Source organism: Pseudomonas sp. Leaf127, from assembly GCF_001423155.1.
Taxonomy (GTDB): domain Bacteria; phylum Pseudomonadota; class Gammaproteobacteria; order Pseudomonadales; family Pseudomonadaceae; genus Aquipseudomonas; species Aquipseudomonas ovata.
In genome coordinates this window covers 575,670-592,311 of record NZ_LMOA01000023.1, presented here as the reverse complement: position 1 = coordinate 592,311, position 16,642 = coordinate 575,670, and the positions used below count along the sequence as shown (strand labels likewise).

Here is a 16,642-nt window from a genome sequence, read left to right as displayed (position 1 = left end):
GTTGGCAAGCTCGCCCCGGCCACGGATAATGTGCAGTTTTTCCACCCGCGCATCCAGGCGCCACCGCGCTTGCGGTTGAAGAGAACCCCATGAAAGACACGATCCGCCAGCTGATTCAACACGCCCTGACCCGCCTCGAGACCGAGGGCGTCTTGCCGCCAGGGCTGACGCCGGCGATCCAGGTCGAGAACGCCCGGGATAAGACCCACGGCGACTTCGCCAGCAACATTGCCATGATGCTGGCCAAGCCGGCCGGCATGAAGCCGCGCGACCTGGCCGAAAAACTGATTGCCGCCCTGCCGGCCGACGCTCAGGTCAGCAAGGTCGAGATTGCCGGTCCCGGCTTTCTCAACTTCTTCCAGAACACCCAGGCCCTGGCCGCACGCCTCGACGCGGCACTGGCCGACGAACGGTTATCCGTACAACGCGGCGGCCCGGCCCAGCGCGTGGTGGTCGACCTGTCGGCCCCCAACCTGGCCAAGGAAATGCACGTCGGCCACCTGCGCTCGACCATCATTGGCGATGCGGTGGCCAATGTCTTGACCTGGCTGGGCGACACCGTGATCCGCCAGAACCACGTCGGCGACTGGGGCACCCAGTTCGGCATGCTGCTGGCCTACCTGCAGGAAAAGCCCACCACCAGCGACGAGCTGTCGGACCTTGAGCATTTCTACCGCGCCGCCAAGCAGCGCTTCGACGAATCGCCCGAGTTTGCCGACCGCGCCCGCAGCCTGGTGGTCAAGCTGCAGGCCGGCGATGCCGAATGCCTGGCACTGTGGCAGCGGTTCAACGACATCTCGCTGTCGCACTGCCAGAAGACCTACGAGCGCCTCAACGTCAACCTGACCCCGGCCGACGTCAAGGGCGAGAGTGCCTACAACGACGACCTGGCCAATGTGGTCAGCGACCTGAAAGGCAGCGGCCTGCTGGTCGAAAGCGAAGGCGCCCAGTGCGTGTTCCTCGAAGAATTCCGCACCGCCGACGACACCCCGCTGCCGGTGATCGTGCAGAAAGCCGGTGGCGGCTACCTGTACGCCACCACCGACCTGGCCGCCATCCGCTACCGCAGCAAGGTGCTGCACGCCGACCGCGTGCTGTACTTCGTTGACCAGCGCCAGGCCCTGCACTTCCAACAGGTGTTCGAAGTGGCCCGTCGCGCCGGCTTCACCCATGCCGGCATGCAACTGGAGCACATGGGCTTCGGCACCATGAACGGCCCCGACGGCCGTCCGTTCAAGACCCGCGACGGCGGCACCGTCAAGCTGATCGACCTGCTCGATGAGGCCGAAGCGCGCGCCTACAGCCTGGTCAAGGAAAAGAACCCGACCCTGGAAGAGGCCGAGCTGCGCAGCATCGCCAAGGCCGTGGGCATCAGTGCGGTGAAATACGCCGACCTGTCCAAGCACCGCACCAGCGACTACAGCTTCAACTTCGACCAGATGATCAGCTTCGAGGGCAATACCGCGCCGTACCTGCTGTACGCCTACACGCGCATTGCCGGGGTGTTCCGCAAGCTGGGCACCCCCTTCGACGCCAGCCAGGGCCGCATCGTGCTGGAGGCCGCGCAGGAGCAGGAGCTGGCCGCACGCCTGGCGCAGTTCGGCGAAGTCCTCAACACGGTTGCCGAAAAAGGCACGCCGCACGTACTGTGCGCCTATGTCTATGATCTGGCGGGCCTGTTTTCCAGCTTCTACGAAAACTGCCCGATCCTGGGGGCCGAAACCCCCGATCAGCAACAGAGCCGCCTGCGCCTGACCGCGCTGACCGGCCGTACCCTCAAGCAAGGCCTGGATTTGCTGGGCCTGGACACTCTGGAGCGCATGTAAGTTGGCAGTTGCGAAAAAGAAAGCGGCTCCCAAGCGTGGTGCCAGCCGTTATCAGGCACCGGCGAAGAAGCCGATCCCAGGATGGGTATGGCTGGCGGTCGGCCTGACGGTCGGCGCCTTCATTGTCTTTCTGATGAAACTGGAGCCCGGCGGCGACGACATCAAGCGTGAAAAGGCTGATGCCAAGGCCGCCGCCAAGATCGTCGAGGCGAACAAGACACCGCCCAGTCCGGCCGTGGTCAAGCCCAAGTACGACTTCTACACGCTGCTGCCGGAATCGGAAGTCATCGTGCCCAAGGAAGCCGTACCGGAGAAGACCCCGCCAGCGCCTGCCGTTGCGCCTGTCGCCCCGGTGGCACCGGTGACGGCCGAGCAGGCGGCGAAGATCGATACCGCCCGCGCCCAGGCCGCCCTGAGTGGCATGACCCCGCCACCCGCGCCCCCGGTCGCGGCCACGCCGACCAAGCCTGCGCCGGTGACGCAGTTCTTCCTGCAGGCGGGTTCGTTCCGCAAGCAGGCCGACGCCGAGAAGGTCCGTGCGCAGATCATCCTGTTGGGCCAGGCTGCCACCGTGGAGTCAGGAACCGTCAAGGAAGAAACCTGGTACCGCGTGCTGGTCGGCCCGTTCAGCAACCGTGACCAGTTGACCATCGCCCAGAAGCAACTGTCGGGCGGCGGCTTCAGCAACCTGTTGCTGCAACAGCGCCAGAAACGCTGACAGACCGCACCACCGCTGTGCGGCCTTCCCGCGCAGGACCGGCCGCCCGGCCGGTCCTGCGGCATTTATCAACCAAGGTTGAAATCGGTTCCGCCATCCCCATATCTGTCTCCATTGGGCATTTTCGCCCCGCTGCGTGGAGACTCTTCCCTTGACCACCATCGTTTCAGTCCGCCGCCACGGCAAAGTCGTCATGGCCGGTGACGGCCAGGTTTCCCTGGGCAACACCGTGATGAAAGGCAACGCCAAGAAAGTGCGCCGCCTGTACCACGGTCAAGTCATCGCAGGCTTTGCCGGCGCCACCGCCGACGCCTTCACGCTGTTCGAACGCTTCGAAGCGCAACTGGAAAAACACCAGGGGCACCTGGTCCGCGCCGCCGTCGAGCTGGCCAAGGACTGGCGCACCGACCGCTCCCTGAGCCGCCTTGAGGCCATGCTGGCGGTCGCCAACAAGGACGCCTCCCTGATCATCACTGGTAACGGCGATGTCGTGGAGCCCGAGGACGGCCTGATCGCCATGGGTTCCGGCGGTGCCTTCGCCCAGGCCGCTGCGCGCGCCCTGTTGCAGAAGACCGACCTGTCGGCACGCGAGATCGCCGAGACCGCATTGCACATCGCGGGCGACATCTGCGTGTTCACCAACCACAACATCACCATTGAGGAGCAGGACCTCGCCGAGTAAGCCGCTTGCGGCTATTCGACCTGAGGACCGTTGATCACCATGTCCATGACTCCCCGCGAAATCGTCCACGAACTCAACCGCCACATCATCGGCCAGGACGACGCCAAGCGCGCCGTCGCCATCGCCCTGCGTAACCGCTGGCGGCGCATGCAACTGCCCGAAGAGCTGCGCGTCGAGGTCACGCCCAAGAATATCCTGATGATCGGCCCGACCGGCGTCGGCAAGACCGAAATCGCCCGGCGCCTGGCCAAGCTGGCCAATGCCCCGTTCATCAAGGTCGAGGCGACCAAGTTCACTGAAGTGGGCTATGTGGGCCGCGACGTCGAGTCGATCATCCGTGATCTGGCCGATGCCGCCATGAAGCTGCTGCGCGAGCAGGAGATCGTCAAGGTGCGTCATCGCGCCGAAGACGCCGCCGAAGACCGCATCCTCGATGCCCTGCTGCCACCGGCACGCAGCGGTTTCAACGAAGAACCGGTGTCGACCAGCGATTCCAATACCCGCCAGCTGTTTCGCAAGCGCCTGCGCGAAGGCCAGCTCGACGACAAGGAAATCGAGATCGAGGTCAACGAAACCGTGGGCGTCGACATTGCCGCGCCACCGGGCATGGAAGAAATGACCAGCCAGTTGCAGAACCTGTTCGCCAACATGGGCAAGGGCCGGCGCAAGGCGCGCAAGCTCAAGGTCAAGGACGCGCTGAAGATGGTTCGCGAGGAAGAAGCCGGCCGCCTGGTCAATGACGACGAGCTCAAGGCCAAGGCCCTGGAAGCGGTCGAACAGCACGGTATCGTGTTCATCGACGAAATCGACAAGGTCGCCAAGCGCGGCAATGTCGGCGGCGCCGATGTCTCGCGTGAAGGCGTGCAGCGCGACCTGCTGCCGCTGATCGAAGGCTGCACGGTCAACACCAAGCTGGGCATGGTCAAGACCGACCACATCCTGTTCATTGCCTCCGGTGCCTTCCACCTGAGCAAGCCGAGCGACCTGGTGCCGGAGCTGCAAGGCCGCCTGCCGATCCGCGTGGAACTCAAGGCCCTGTCGCCGCAGGACTTCGAGCGTATCCTGAGCGAGCCGCACGCGTCGCTGACCGAGCAGTACCGCGAGTTGCTCAAGACCGAGGGCCTGGCCATCGAGTTCAAGCCCGACGGCATCAAGCGCCTGGCCGAGATCGCCTGGCAGGTCAACGAAAAGACCGAGAACATCGGTGCCCGTCGCCTGCACACCCTGCTTGAGCGCCTGCTTGAGGAAGTGTCGTTCAGCGCCGGCGACCTGGCCGGCAGCCCGGATGCGCAACCGATCAGCATCGACACCGACTACGTCAACAGCCACCTGGGCGAACTGGCCAACGACGAAGACCTGTCGCGCTACATTCTGTAATCGGTAGGAGCGCGCTTGCCCGCGACCGGCTGCGTTAGCAGTCGTAAAATGGTGGCGTTTCATAGATCTTGAAGGCGTCCACTGTCCAGCATTTGTGGCGTTGCACAAATTTTGCGAGCGCTGCGCACTCGGTCGCGGTGGTCCGGCATCCCGGCAAGCGCGCTCCTACACCACCGGCCTACGTTATAGTGCGGACCATGACCAAGCTACCGACTGCCATCGAGCTGCACAAAGCCTCGAAAACCCTGACGCTCACGTATGCACCCGGTGAGCAGTATGATTTGCCCGCCGAGTTCCTGCGTGTGCATTCGCCTTCGGCCGAGGTTCAGGGCCATGGCAAGCCGATCCTGCAATTCGGCAAGCTGGGCGTCGGCCTGAGCAAGGTCGAGGCCGCCGGTCAGTACGCCTTGAAGCTGACCTTCGACGACGGTCACGACAGCGGCCTGTTCACCTGGGACTACCTGTACCAGTTGTGCCAGCGCCAGCCCGACCTGTGGGATGACTACCTGCAGGAACTGAAAAAAGCCGGCAAGAGCCGCGACCCGAACGAGCAAATCGTGCGCCTGATGCTCTGAACTGATCCACCCTCCTCGCACCTTCACAAACAGCAGCTATCCTCCCTCCCACCGCTTGCCGTTTTAGTAAGCGGTTTCTAATTCGTTTTGTTTCAATGTGCCGCGCAGCGGCCTGTGCATGATGCTGCCTGCCATATTTTTGCAATCTCGTGCAGCCAATGATTCTGGCAAGTTAACTGCATCGTTCAGGTGCAGCAGCAAATGGGCAATGCCAGTCAACCGTGGCTCAAGCGCAGCAGTTCAGACGCCTTCGTGCCATCGGGCATTCCTTGGGAATCGGCCAACCCGCCATCATCGGTCACACGAGCCTCAAGACAACGGAGCGTCGTAAATGAGTAGCAAGAACAACGATGAATTGCCGCGCCAGGCGTCTGAACACACACTGGGGCTGAACCCGGTGGTAGGCCTGCGTCGCAAGGATTTACTGACCACGGCGCGCATGGTCATGCGCCTGGCAGTCAGGCACCCGATCCACAGCCTCAAGCATGTCGCGCACCTGGGCCTTGAACTGAAAAACGTGATGCTGGGCCGCTCGCAATTGCAGCCGGCCGGCGACGACCGCCGCTTCCAGGACCCGGCCTGGAGCCAGAACCCACTGTACCGACGCTACCTGGGCGTGTACCTGGCCTGGCGCAAGGAGCTGCACGACTGGCTCGACGGCAGCCACCTGACCCCGCTGGACATCAGCCGCGGCCACTTCGTCATCAACCTGATGACCGAGGCCATGGCGCCGACCAACAGTGCCGCCAATCCGGCCGCGGTCAAACGCTTCTTCGAAACCGGTGGCAAGAGCCTGCTCGACGGCCTGTCGCACCTGGCCAAGGATCTGGTGCACAACGGCGGCATGCCCAGCCAGGTGAATATGGACGCCTTCGAGGTCGGCAAGAACCTGGGCATCACCGAAGGCGCGGTGGTGTTTCGCAACGAGGTGCTGGAGCTGATCCAGTACAAGCCCATTACCGAGCAGACCTACCAGCGGCCGTTGCTGGTGATCCCGCCGCAGATCAACAAGTTCTATGTCTTCGACCTGAGCCCGGAAAAGAGCCTGGCGCGCTTTTGCCTGAACAGCAAGGTGCAGACCTTCATCGTCAGCTGGCGCAACCCCACCAAGGCCCAGCGCGAGTGGGGCCTGTCGACCTACATCGAGGCGCTCAAGGAAGCGGTGGATGTGGTCTGCGCCATCACCGGCAGCAAGGACCTCAACATCCTCGGCGCCTGTTCCGGCGGCATCACCTGCACCGCGCTGCTGGGCCACTATGCGGCCCTGGGCGAGAGCAAGATCAACGCCATGACCCTGATGGTCAGCGTGCTCGACACCACCCTGGACAACGAAGTGGCGCTGTTCGTCGACGAGCAGACCCTGGAGTCGGCCAAGCGCCATTCCTATCAGTCTGGCGTGCTCGAAGGCCGCGACATGGCCAAGGTGTTCGCCTGGATGCGGCCCAACGACCTGATCTGGAACTACTGGGTCAATAACTACCTGCTGGGCAACGAGCCGCCAGCGTTCGACATCCTGTTCTGGAACAACGACACCACGCGCCTGCCGGCCGCTTTTCATGGCGACCTGATCGAAATGTTCAAGAACAACCCGTTGACCCGTCCCAATGCCCTGGAAGTGTGCGGCACTTCGATCGACCTCAAGCAGGTCACCAATGACGTGTTCTGCCTGGCCGGCACCAACGACCACATCACCCCCTGGCTGTCGTGCTACAAGTCGGCGCGCCTGTTCGGCGGCAAGACCGAGTTCGTGCTGTCGAACAGCGGCCACATCCAGAGCATCCTCAACCCGCCGGGCAACCCCAAGGCGCGCTACATGACCAATAGCGAACTGCCAGCCGACCCGACCGTCTGGCAGGAAAACGCCACCAAGCACACCGATTCCTGGTGGCTGCACTGGCAGGCCTGGCTGGGCGAACGCTCTGGAACACTGAAAAAAGCCCCGGCCAACCTGGGCAACAAGGCCTACCCGGCCGCCGAGGCCTCACCGGGCACCTATGTGCATGAACGCTAAGCTGTATGACAGTGCGGCCAGGGCATCAGGGACGTACTGGCAGCGATCGCTGGGCAATTGATCATGCAAGAGGCCATGCCTCGGTCTTTCTGGAAAAGGCACAGGACCGCTTTCCAGCGTATTAACCAACAGGGCTCCGGCATGCCGCATCCGTTTGTATTTCGTACCATTGACCTGGACGGCCACACCATTCGCACCGCCGTACGGCCCGGCAAAAGCCATATGACGCCGCTGCTGATCTTCAACGGTATCGGGGCCAACCTGGAGCTGGTGTTTCCGTTCGTCGACGCCCTGGACCCGGACATGGAGGTCATTGCCTTCGATGTGCCGGGCGTCGGCGGGTCGTCGACCCCCAGGCGCCCGTACCGCTTTCCGGGGCTGGCCAGACTGGCCGCGCGCATGCTCGATTACCTGGACTACGGGCAGGTCAATGCCATTGGCGTGTCCTGGGGCGGGGCGCTGGCCCAGCAGTTTGCCCACGACTACCCCGAGCGCTGCAAGAAACTGGTGCTGGCGGCGACTGCAGCGGGCATGGCCATGGTCCCGGGCAAACCCCGGGTGCTGATGCTGATGGCCAGCCCGAGGCGTTATATCCAGCCCTCGCACGTGATCCGCATCGCGCCGGAAATCTACGGCGGGGCGTTTCGCCGCGACCCGTACCTGGCCGCCAGTCATGCGGCCAAGGTGCGTTCTTCAGGCAAGCTGGGTTACTACTGGCAACTGTTTGCCGGCATGGGCTGGACCAGCATCCACTGGCTGCACAAGATCCGCCAGCCGACCCTGGTGCTGGCCGGCGACGACGACCCGCTGATTCCCCTGGTCAATATGCGCCTGTTGGCCTGGCGTATACCCAATGCCCAGCTACACATAATTGATGACGGTCATTTGTTCCTGATTACCCGGGCCGAAGCCGTGGCGCCCATCATCATGAGTTTCCTGCAGCAGGAACGTCAGCGTGCAGTCATGCATCCGCACCCCACATCCAACACGCATTGAGCCTGGCCGCCAGCGGCCGGGAACGCTTGCGTTGTAAATCCGCTTGACCTTGCTGTGCGCCCTGACAGGACCGTCGAACCGCGCAGAACGACGCAGTACACCTGCGCCCGAGTAGTGACTGATGGCTTGACGAAGGAGTGTTGCCTGATGCGAGAAAAACCCGTGAAGCGTGCCGAGACCCTCCCGGCCACCTACATCAACGCGCAGAGCGCCATCACCGGCCTGCGCGGACGTGACCTGCTTGCCACCTTGCGCAATGTCGCCAGCCAGAGCTGGCGGCACCCGCTGCGCAGCGCCCGCCACGCCCTGGCCCTGGGCAATCAGTTGGGCCGGGTGATCATCCTGGGCGAAACGCCGCACAGCCCCAACCCGCGCGACAGCCGTTTCGACGACCCGACCTGGAGCCTCAACCCGCTGTACCGGCGCGGCCTGCAGGCGTACCTGAGCTGGCAGCACCAGCTCAAGCAGTGGATCGATGAAAGCGACCTGAGCGGCGATGACCGGGCCCGGGCGCACTTTCTGTTCAGCCTGATCAACGACGCACTGTCGCCGACCAACACCCTGCTCAACCCGATGGCGGTCAAGGAGCTGTTCAATTCCGGCGGCACCAGCCTGATCAAGGGCCTGAGCCACATGGCCAATGACCTGCTGCACAACAATGGCCTGCCCAGCCAGACCACCAAGGATGCGTTCGAGATCGGCCGCACCCTGGCCACCACCTCGGGCGCAGTGGTGTTTCGCAATGAACTGCTGGAGCTGATCCAGTACAAGCCCATGAGCGAAAAGCAGTACAGCCGGCCCGTACTGATCGTCCCGCCGCAAATCAACAAGTTTTATGTCTTCGACCTGAGCCCGACCAACAGCTTTGTGCAATACGCCTTGAAAAACGGCTTGCAGACCTTTGCCATCAGTTGGCGCAACCCGGATGTACGGCATCGCGAGTGGGGGCTGTCCAGTTACGTCGAAGCCACCGAACAGGCCCTGAACATCTGCCGGACCATCAGCGGAGCCCGGGAGGTCAACCTGCTGGGCGCCTGCGCCGGCGGCCTGACCATTGCCGCCCTGCAGGGTCACTTGCAGGCCAAGCGCCAGCTACGCCGGGTGGCCAGCGCCACCTACATGGTCAGCCTGCTCGACAGTCAGATCGAAAGCCCGGCCACGCTGTTCATCGATGAAGAAGCGCTGGAGGCGGCCAAGCGCCGCTCCTACCAGCGCGGCGTGCTCGAAGGCAGCGAGATGGGCCGGGTGTTTGCCTGGATGCGGCCCAACGACCTGATCTGGAACTACTGGATCAACAATTACCTGCTGGGCAAGGCGCCGCCGGCCTTCGACATTCTGTACTGGAACAACGACACCACACGCCTGCCGGCGGCCTTGCACGGCGACCTGCTGGATTTCTTCAAGCACAACCCGCTGACGCATCCTGGCGGCCTCGAAGTGTGCGGCACGCCCATCGACCTGCAAAAGGTCACGGTCGACAGTTTCAGCATTGCCGGCATCAACGACCACATCACGCCCTGGGATGCGGTGTATCGCTCGACCCTGCTGCTGGGCGGCGAGCGGCGTTTTGTGCTGTCCAGCAGCGGTCATGTGCAGAGCATTCTCAACCCGCCGGGCAACCTCAAGGCCACCTTCGTCGAGAGCAGCCAGCTCAGCAGTGACCCGCGCGCCTGGTATTACGACGCCAAGGTCCAGCAAGGCAGTTGGTGGCCGACCTGGCTGGCCTGGATCCAGGCACGCTCGGGCGCCCTGCACGAAACCCGCATGAGCCTGGGCAATGACGCTTACCCGCCCATGGAGGCGGCGCCGGGCACCTATGTGCATGTGCGTTGAATACCTGGCTGACACCGGCACCTGTGCCCATGCACCCGGCAAGAGGACTGGATGAAAACCCGCGACCGAATACTCGAATGTGCCCTGGAACTGTTCAATCGACACGGCGAGCCCAATGTCTCGACTCTGGAAATCGCCAATGAACTGGGCATCAGCCCGGGCAACCTGTACTACCACTTCCACGGCAAGGAGCCGCTGGTACTGAACCTGTTCGAGCGCTTTCAGGCCGAGCTTGCGCCCCTGCTGGACCCGCCGGCCCATGCGCGGCTGGATGCCGAGGACTACTGGCTGTTCCTGCACCTGATCGTCGAGCGACTGGCCTGTTACCGCTTTCTGTTCCAGGACCTGTCGAACCTGGCCGGGCGCCTGCCCAAGCTGGCGCGTGGCATTCGCAACCTGCTCAATGTGCTCAAGCGCACCCTGGCGTCATTGCTGGCGCACCTCAAATCCCGGGAGCAACTGGTCAGCGACACCCAGGCCCTGGGGCATCTGGTCGAGCAGGTGACATTGACGTTGCTGTTTTCGCTGGATTACCAGCGCATCCTCGGCCGCGAAGGCGAGGTACGGGTGGTGGTCTACCAGATCATGATGCTGGTCGCCCCGCACCTGGTCGCGCCCTCGCGCCAGAGCGTGGAGCAACTGGCCCTGCATTACCTGGAGCGCTGAACAGGACAGGGCCGTTCAAAGCCTGCCCGATCTGCCGGAGCCGATCGGGCCTTGCGGTCCGGTCAGGACTGGCTGGCGGAAGCGCCGGTGTCGGCCTCGGTCGCCGGGCTGGCGGGAGCCGCGCTTGCCGGCTCTTTTTCTGCCGCAGGCTTGGCCGCCGGTTTGGCAACACGCTTGCGGGGTGCCGGCTTTTTGGCCGGCTTGGTGTCGGCCGACGCCGCCGCTGAGCGTGCGCTGCTGGCAGTCGCCGACGCGGCCTTGCTGGCCGCATCGACCGGTTTGGCCGCCGCCTTCTTCACTGCCGGCTTGGCCGCATCTGCCTTGCTGGCCACCTTGTCGGCGGTCTTGGCGACCGTTTTGGCAGCCGACTTGATCAATGGCTTGGCGGTACTGCCGGAGGCCGGCCGAGAGGCGGCGCGGGTGGTGGTCACCGGCTGGACCTGCTCGCCGGTCAACTGCTCGATCTGCCGGGTCAACCGGTCAACCTTGTCGTGCAACGACTCGACTTCACTGCGGCTGGGCACGCCCAGGCGCGAAATGGCGCTATTGAGGCGTTTGTCGAAGGCGCCTTCGAGTTCGCTCCACTTGCCAAGCGCCAGGTCCTTCACATCGCCCACCCGGGACTTGCCGGCCCTGACACCGTCCTTGACCTCTTCAAGCTTTTGCTCGGCCTGGGCCTGCGTCTGCTTCTCGGCCTGCTCGCCATCCTTTACCAAAGTTTCGAACAGCTTGCTGCCGTCATTGCTGATCTTGGAGTAAGCCCCCAGACCCGCCAGCCAGATCTGGCGCGAGTACTTCTCGATCTCGCCAATCCAGGAGCTGCCTTGCTTTTCGGTTTTTTTCTTGCCTGCCATCCCGCTCTCCTTATTGATCCGACTCGACGCGTTCAAGCTTCTTGGGCTCAGGACGGTCAAGCTTGCGATTGCCGACACGCTCCAGCAAGGCGGTCAGTTCATCGAGCTTAGCAGAGAGCGCCTCGACGTCATGGCGCGACGGAATGCCGATACGATGCAGGCCCTTGGCGATGCGCCGGTCTAACAGGCCTTCGATTTTGTCCAGTTGGGCTTCGAAGCGATTCTTGACTTCGGTGGCCTCGCCCTTGATCGAGTCGATCTCACTGTTGGCGGCTTCAACCTTCTGGTCGATGGTCTTTTTCGCTTCCTTCTCGGCCCGCTCACCGGCGCGGATCAGCTCCTTGACGTACTCGCTGCCTTCTTCATTGACCCGGGTATAGACGCCCAGGCCCGCCAGCCAGATCTTGCGGGCGTAATGCTTGACGTCGGCAAGCTTGCCGTCCTGTTCGAGGTCGACTTCGATTTTTCTTCTTACACTGACTTTGGCCATGGTTCACCTCACGCTTGAAGGTTGAAGGGAACGCCCCCTTCAGGGACAGTCAGGCCAAAGTAAGCAGAAAAATTAGAATCGACACCCTAACAACACACCTGCCGGGTAGGAGCGCGCTTGCCCGCGACCGAGTGCGTAGCGCTCGCAAAATTGATGAAACGCCACACACTCATAGTGAACGCATTCAGAAATCTGCGAAACGCCACACATTTACGACTGCTACCCAGTCCGGGATCTATGAAACGCCACAAATTTACGACTGCTAACGCAGCCGGTCGCGGGCAAGCGCGCTCCTACAGCGGCGAATTTAAAACCTGGCAGAGCCAGTCATTTATTTTGTATTTGATGAGAGGGTCCTGCAGGTCAGGCCGCCAGCTCGCGGTCCAGCACCCGTTCGATTTCGCTCTTGATCGTGCCGCTCATCGCCGAGAGAAAGAAGCTGAGTTCGATGCTGATGCGGATCAGCGCCGCTTCGACGTCGACCCGGCCCTTGGCGCCCTTGCCGTGCAGCGACACGCTGTCGCCGTCCCACTCATGCGCCAGGCCGTACTTGGTCGACAGCTTTTGCACCAGGTGCTCGGCCTTGGCGCGAGCCTGCTCGTGGCCCAGTTCGTGCGGGCGTTCAACGATGATTTTCGACATGCCAATGGTCCTCGTTAAAAGGTGAATCGTGGCCGAACTATAACAGCGGGCCGTACCGGCCATGCGCGTTGTCAAGACAAAGTCAGCCCTGATGATTAGAATGGCAGCATTCTATTCCGGTGACAGCGATATGACCGATCAGCGCAAAGGCAGCGATGCCGAACCCACCACCCACTTCGGCTACAAGAATGTGCCGCAAAGCCAGAAGGCGGAAAAGGTTGCTGAGGTGTTTCACTCGGTAGCCGCCAAATACGACCTGATGAACGACCTGCTGTCCGGTGGCATGCACCGGCTCTGGAAGCGCTTCACCATCGAGCTGTCGGGCGTGCGCCCCGGCAACCGGGTGCTGGACATCGCCGGCGGCACAGGCGACCTGGCGCGCAAGTTCTCGCAACTGGTCGGCCCGACCGGGCATGTGGTCCTGGCCGACATCAACGCCTCGATGCTCAAGGTCGGCCGCGACCGCCTGCTCGATAAAGGCGTGTCGGGCAACATCGAATTCGTCCAGGCCGACGCCGAGAAGCTGCCGTTCCCGGACAACCACTTCGACTGCGTGACCATCGCCTTCGGCTTGCGCAACGTGACCAACAAGGAAGACGCCCTGCGCTCGATGCTGCGCGTGCTCAAGCCTGGTGGTCGCCTGCTGGTGCTGGAGTTCTCCAAGCCGACCAACGCGCTGATGTCCAAGGCCTATGACGCCTATTCGTTCGCCTTCATGCCGTTGATGGGCAAGCTGGTGACCAACGATTCGGAAAGCTACCGCTACCTGGCCGAATCGATCCGCATGCACCCCAATCAGGAAACCCTGAAGTCGATGATGGTGCAGGCCGGTTTCGACCGCGTGACCTATCACAACATGACCAGCGGTATCGTGGCCCTGCACCGGGGCATCAAGCCCTGATGCTGCTGCGAGGCTTGCTGGCCAGCGTCGAGCATGGCATCAACCGGGTGCTGCGCCTGGACGCCACGGCCCTGCCGCGCCTGAGTGCGCTGGCCGGGACCGTGATCGCCATCGACTGCCGGGATCCGGCCCTGAAGCTGTTCATCCTTCCCGGTGATGAAGGCCTGTTCCTGGCCGCCGACTGGGCCGCCGATGCCGACTGTACGCTGCGCGCCCCGGCCGCCACACTGGTGCGCCTGGCCCTGAGCCAGGACAAGAGTGCCGTGCTGCACGGCCCGGACGTCGAGCTGGACGGCGACAGTGGCGTGCTGCTGGCGCTGAGTGGCATCCTGCAAGACCTCGAGCTGGACTGGGAATACGAACTGTCGCGCTGGCTGGGCCCTGTGGCCAGCCAGTTGCTGGGCAGCCACCTGCGCAGCCGCGCACGCTGGACCCGGGGCGCGCTGGCCAGCCTGGGCCAGAACCTGGCCGACTACCTGAGTGAAGAGTCCCGCACCCTGGTCGGCACACACGAAGCCGAGGCGCAGTTCAGCGAGCTGGACCGGATCAAGCTCGATCTGGAACGCCTCGAAGCCCGGGTTGCCCGCCTCTCTTCCTCCCTGACCCCAAGCCATAGCGATCTCGAATGAAGTTGCTTGCCGTCCGCCGCCTGTTTCGCATCCAGCGTGTCGTAATCCGTTACCGCCTCGATGACCTGCTGTTCGCCCTGCCGCTGCCCTGGTGGCTGCTGGCGGTACGCTTCGTGCTGCCGTGGCGCTGGCTGCCGCGCAAGCCCTCGGAACTGGACCGCGGCACGCGCCTGCGCCTGGCGTTGCAGGACCTGGGACCGATCTTCATCAAGTTCGGCCAGTTGCTCTCGACCCGCCGCGACCTGCTGCCCGAAGACATCGCCGACGCGCTGATGCTGCTGCAGGACCGGGTACCGCCGTTCGACCCGAAACTGTCGGTGCAACTGATCGAATCACAGCTGGGCGCACGCATCAGCGAGGTGTTCAGCCGCTTCGACGTCGAGCCACTGGCTTCGGCCTCGGTGGCCCAGGTGCATGCCGCACGCCTCAAGACCGGCGAAGAAGTGGTGGTCAAGGTGGTACGGCCGGGCCTGCGGCCGATCATCACCCAGGACATGGCCTGGCTGTTCATTCTGGCGCGCATCGCCGAGCGGCTGTCGGCCGACGCGCGCCTGCTGCACCCGGTGCAAGTGGTCAGCGACTACGAAAAGACCATCTACGACGAGCTGGACCTGCTGCGCGAGGCGGCCAACTCCAGCCAGTTGCGGCGCAACTTCGAAGGGTCCGACCTTTTGTACGTGCCGCAGGTCTACTGGGACTGGTGCCGGCCCAAGGTGCTGGTGATGGAGCGCATCTACGGCGTCCAGGTCACCGATCTTGCGACCCTGGCCGATCAGCGCACCGACATGAAGCTGCTGGCCGAGCGCGGTGTGGAGATCTTCTTCACCCAGGTGTTTCGCGACAGCTTTTTCCACGCCGACATGCACCCGGGCAATATCTTCGTCAGCACGGTCAACCCCTGGACCCCGCAATACATCGCCATCGACTGCGGCATCGTCGGCAGCCTGACCCCCGAAGACCAGGATTATCTGGCCCGTAACCTGTTTGCCTTCTTCAAGCGCGATTATCGCCGGGTGGCGCAGTTGCACATCGATTCAGGCTGGGTGCCGGCAGAAACCAAGCTCAACGAGTTCGAGGCAGCGATCCGCACGGTGTGCGAGCCGATCTTCGAGAAGCCGCTCAAGGACATTTCCTTCGGCCAGGTGCTGATGCGCCTGTTCCAGACCGCACGGCGCTTCAACATGGAAGTGCAGCCGCAACTGGTGCTGTTGCAGAAGACCCTGCTCAACATCGAGGGCCTGGGTCGCCAGTTGTACCCCGACCTGGACCTGTGGAGCACGGCGCAGCCGTTTCTGGAGCGCTGGATGCGTGAGCGGGTCAGCCCGAAAACGTTGCTGGGCAACCTGCAATCGCAGGTCGAACAGTTACCGCATATTGCTGGTATGACCCGTGACCTGCTGGAGCGCATGTCGCGACCGCACGCCAACGACCCGCCGAAGCCCTGGCACGACCGCAACGACAACTGGGCCTTGCGCCTGCTGGGCGCGGCCTTGCTGACCGGCGGCGCAATCCAGACCTGGGCGCTGAGTTCGGCCGGCACGGCACTGCCGGGACTGACCGGCGTACCGGCCGGCATCATGCTGGTGGCAGGGCTGTATCTGATCGTTCGTCGATAGCCAGCAGCCCGAGGCGCTGGCACACTATTCAACCCGCCGGGCGACAACCCTGGCAGCCGGAGTAGATATGAAAGACTGGCTGGACGAGATTCACTGGAACAGCGACGGTCTGGTGCCTGCAATCGCTCAGGACCACAAGACCGGCCGCGTATTGATGATGGCCTGGATGAACCGCGAGGCACTGGCCCTGACGGCAGCCGAAAACCGCGCCATCTACTGGTCGCGCTCGCGCGGCAAGCTGTGGCGCAAGGGTGAAGAGTCCGGCCATGTGCAAAAGCTCCATGAATTGCGCCTGGACTGCGACGCCGACGTCGTCATCCTGATGGTCGAGCAACTGGGCGGCATCGCCTGCCACACCGGCCGGCAAAGCTGCTTCTACCGGGTCTTCGAGAACGGCGACTGGAAAACCGTCGACCCGGTGCTCAAGGACCCCGACGCCATCTACTCCTCAGGACACTGAACATGACCGATACCCTGACCCGACTGGCCGAAGTGCTTGAATCGCGCAAGGGCGCGGCAGCCGACAGCTCCTATGTGGCCAGCCTGTATCACAAGGGCCTGAACAAGATCCTGGAAAAGGTCGGCGAAGAGTCGGTCGAAACCATCATTGCCGCCAAGGACGCCGCTGTCAGTGGTGACTGCAGCGATGTCATCTATGAAACCGCCGACCTGTGGTTCCACAGCCTGGTGATGCTCGCAGCCCTGGGCCAGCACCCACAGGCGGTACTCGACGAACTGGACCGCCGCTTCGGCCTGTCCGGTCATGCGGAAAAAGCTGCCCGGACCCCAGGCCAGGCCTGAGTCCGCGCCCGAACTTCAAGAGGAT

At 63.2% G+C, this 16,642-nt stretch carries 17 protein-coding genes; 14 read left to right on the top strand and 3 right to left on the bottom strand.

Translation table 11 applies throughout. The annotated features are described in order from the left end of the window. Nucleotides 1-89 precede the first annotated feature (89 nt). The 9 genes from argS to ASF84_RS23730 all read left to right on the top strand — a co-directional run bounded on the left by argS (nucleotide 90) and on the right by ASF84_RS23730 (nucleotide 10,684). On the top strand, nucleotides 90-1,826 hold the full coding sequence (gene argS, locus ASF84_RS23770) for an arginine--tRNA ligase (RefSeq protein ID WP_056841319.1): 1,737 nt from the start codon (nucleotides 90-92) through the stop codon (nucleotides 1,824-1,826). 1 nt (nucleotide 1,827) lies between these two features. After that, nucleotides 1,828-2,544 carry an SPOR domain-containing protein gene (locus ASF84_RS23765; RefSeq protein ID WP_056841318.1) on the top strand — a complete coding sequence of 239 codons (717 nt, stop codon included), beginning with the start codon at nucleotides 1,828-1,830 and terminating at the stop codon, nucleotides 2,542-2,544. 151 nt (nucleotides 2,545-2,695) lie between these two features. Next, nucleotides 2,696-3,226, top strand: coding sequence for an ATP-dependent protease subunit HslV (gene hslV / locus ASF84_RS23760; RefSeq protein ID WP_056841317.1), 531 nt, complete (start codon nucleotides 2,696-2,698; stop codon nucleotides 3,224-3,226). A 39-nt stretch (nucleotides 3,227-3,265) separates the two neighbouring features. Further along, nucleotides 3,266-4,603: an ATP-dependent protease ATPase subunit HslU gene (gene hslU / locus ASF84_RS23755; RefSeq protein ID WP_056841519.1), complete on the top strand. Its 1,338-nt coding sequence runs from the start codon at nucleotides 3,266-3,268 to the stop codon at nucleotides 4,601-4,603. Between the two features lie 197 nt (nucleotides 4,604-4,800). Beyond that, nucleotides 4,801-5,178: a gamma-butyrobetaine hydroxylase-like domain-containing protein gene (locus ASF84_RS23750; RefSeq protein ID WP_056841316.1), complete on the top strand. Its 378-nt coding sequence runs from the start codon at nucleotides 4,801-4,803 to the stop codon at nucleotides 5,176-5,178. A 331-nt stretch (nucleotides 5,179-5,509) separates the two neighbouring features. Continuing rightward, nucleotides 5,510-7,189, top strand: a complete 1,680-nt coding sequence (gene phaC, locus ASF84_RS23745; protein WP_056841315.1) for a class II poly(R)-hydroxyalkanoic acid synthase — start codon at nucleotides 5,510-5,512, stop codon at nucleotides 7,187-7,189. A 141-nt stretch (nucleotides 7,190-7,330) separates the two neighbouring features. Further along, entirely contained in the window at nucleotides 7,331-8,185 is an 855-nt protein-coding gene (gene phaZ / locus ASF84_RS23740; RefSeq protein WP_056841314.1) for a poly(3-hydroxyalkanoate) depolymerase, read from the top strand. 147 nt (nucleotides 8,186-8,332) lie between these two features. Continuing rightward, a complete protein-coding gene (gene phaC, locus ASF84_RS23735) occupies nucleotides 8,333-10,018 on the top strand; it encodes a class II poly(R)-hydroxyalkanoic acid synthase (RefSeq protein WP_056841313.1) in 1,686 nt (561 codons plus the stop codon). A gap of 51 nt (nucleotides 10,019-10,069) precedes the next feature. After that, entirely contained in the window at nucleotides 10,070-10,684 is a 615-nt protein-coding gene (locus ASF84_RS23730; RefSeq protein ID WP_056841312.1) for a TetR/AcrR family transcriptional regulator, read from the top strand. A gap of 62 nt (nucleotides 10,685-10,746) precedes the next feature. Here ASF84_RS23730 and ASF84_RS23725 read toward each other — a convergent pair whose 3' ends face one another. The 3 genes from ASF84_RS23725 to ASF84_RS23715 all read right to left on the bottom strand — a co-directional run bounded on the left by ASF84_RS23725 (nucleotide 10,747) and on the right by ASF84_RS23715 (nucleotide 12,670). Then, on the bottom strand, nucleotides 10,747-11,538 hold the full coding sequence (locus tag ASF84_RS23725; RefSeq protein ID WP_056841311.1) for a phasin family protein: 792 nt from the start codon (nucleotides 11,536-11,538) through the stop codon (nucleotides 10,747-10,749). Between the two features lie 10 nt (nucleotides 11,539-11,548). Next, nucleotides 11,549-12,028, bottom strand: coding sequence for a phasin family protein (locus ASF84_RS23720; RefSeq protein ID WP_056841310.1), 480 nt, complete (start codon nucleotides 12,026-12,028; stop codon nucleotides 11,549-11,551). A 363-nt stretch (nucleotides 12,029-12,391) separates the two neighbouring features. Beyond that, entirely contained in the window at nucleotides 12,392-12,670 is a 279-nt protein-coding gene (locus tag ASF84_RS23715; protein WP_056841309.1) for a polyhydroxyalkanoic acid system family protein, read from the bottom strand. 130 nt (nucleotides 12,671-12,800) lie between these two features. On the opposite strand from ASF84_RS23715, the gene ubiE reads away from it, so the two are divergent. From ubiE to ASF84_RS23690, 5 genes are all read left to right on the top strand, one after another. Then, complete coding sequence (ubiE, locus tag ASF84_RS23710; RefSeq protein ID WP_056841518.1) at nucleotides 12,801-13,571, top strand: bifunctional demethylmenaquinone methyltransferase/2-methoxy-6-polyprenyl-1,4-benzoquinol methylase UbiE; 771 nt, start codon at nucleotides 12,801-12,803, stop codon at nucleotides 13,569-13,571. After that, nucleotides 13,571-14,200, top strand: coding sequence for a ubiquinone biosynthesis accessory factor UbiJ (locus ASF84_RS23705; protein WP_056841308.1), 630 nt, complete (start codon nucleotides 13,571-13,573; stop codon nucleotides 14,198-14,200). The genes ubiE and ASF84_RS23705 overlap by 1 nt, the downstream gene beginning before the upstream one ends. Next, nucleotides 14,197-15,816 carry a ubiquinone biosynthesis regulatory protein kinase UbiB gene (ubiB, locus tag ASF84_RS23700; protein WP_056841307.1) on the top strand — a complete coding sequence of 540 codons (1,620 nt, stop codon included), beginning with the start codon at nucleotides 14,197-14,199 and terminating at the stop codon, nucleotides 15,814-15,816. The genes ASF84_RS23705 and ubiB overlap by 4 nt, the downstream gene beginning before the upstream one ends. A gap of 67 nt (nucleotides 15,817-15,883) precedes the next feature. Continuing rightward, complete coding sequence (hisI, locus tag ASF84_RS23695; RefSeq protein WP_056841306.1) at nucleotides 15,884-16,276, top strand: phosphoribosyl-AMP cyclohydrolase; 393 nt, start codon at nucleotides 15,884-15,886, stop codon at nucleotides 16,274-16,276. Between the two features lie 2 nt (nucleotides 16,277-16,278). Further along, the gene (locus ASF84_RS23690; protein WP_056841305.1) at nucleotides 16,279-16,617 is read left to right on the top strand and encodes a phosphoribosyl-ATP diphosphatase; all 339 of its coding nucleotides are present in this window, start codon (nucleotides 16,279-16,281) and stop codon (nucleotides 16,615-16,617) included. Nucleotides 16,618-16,642 lie beyond the last annotated feature (25 nt).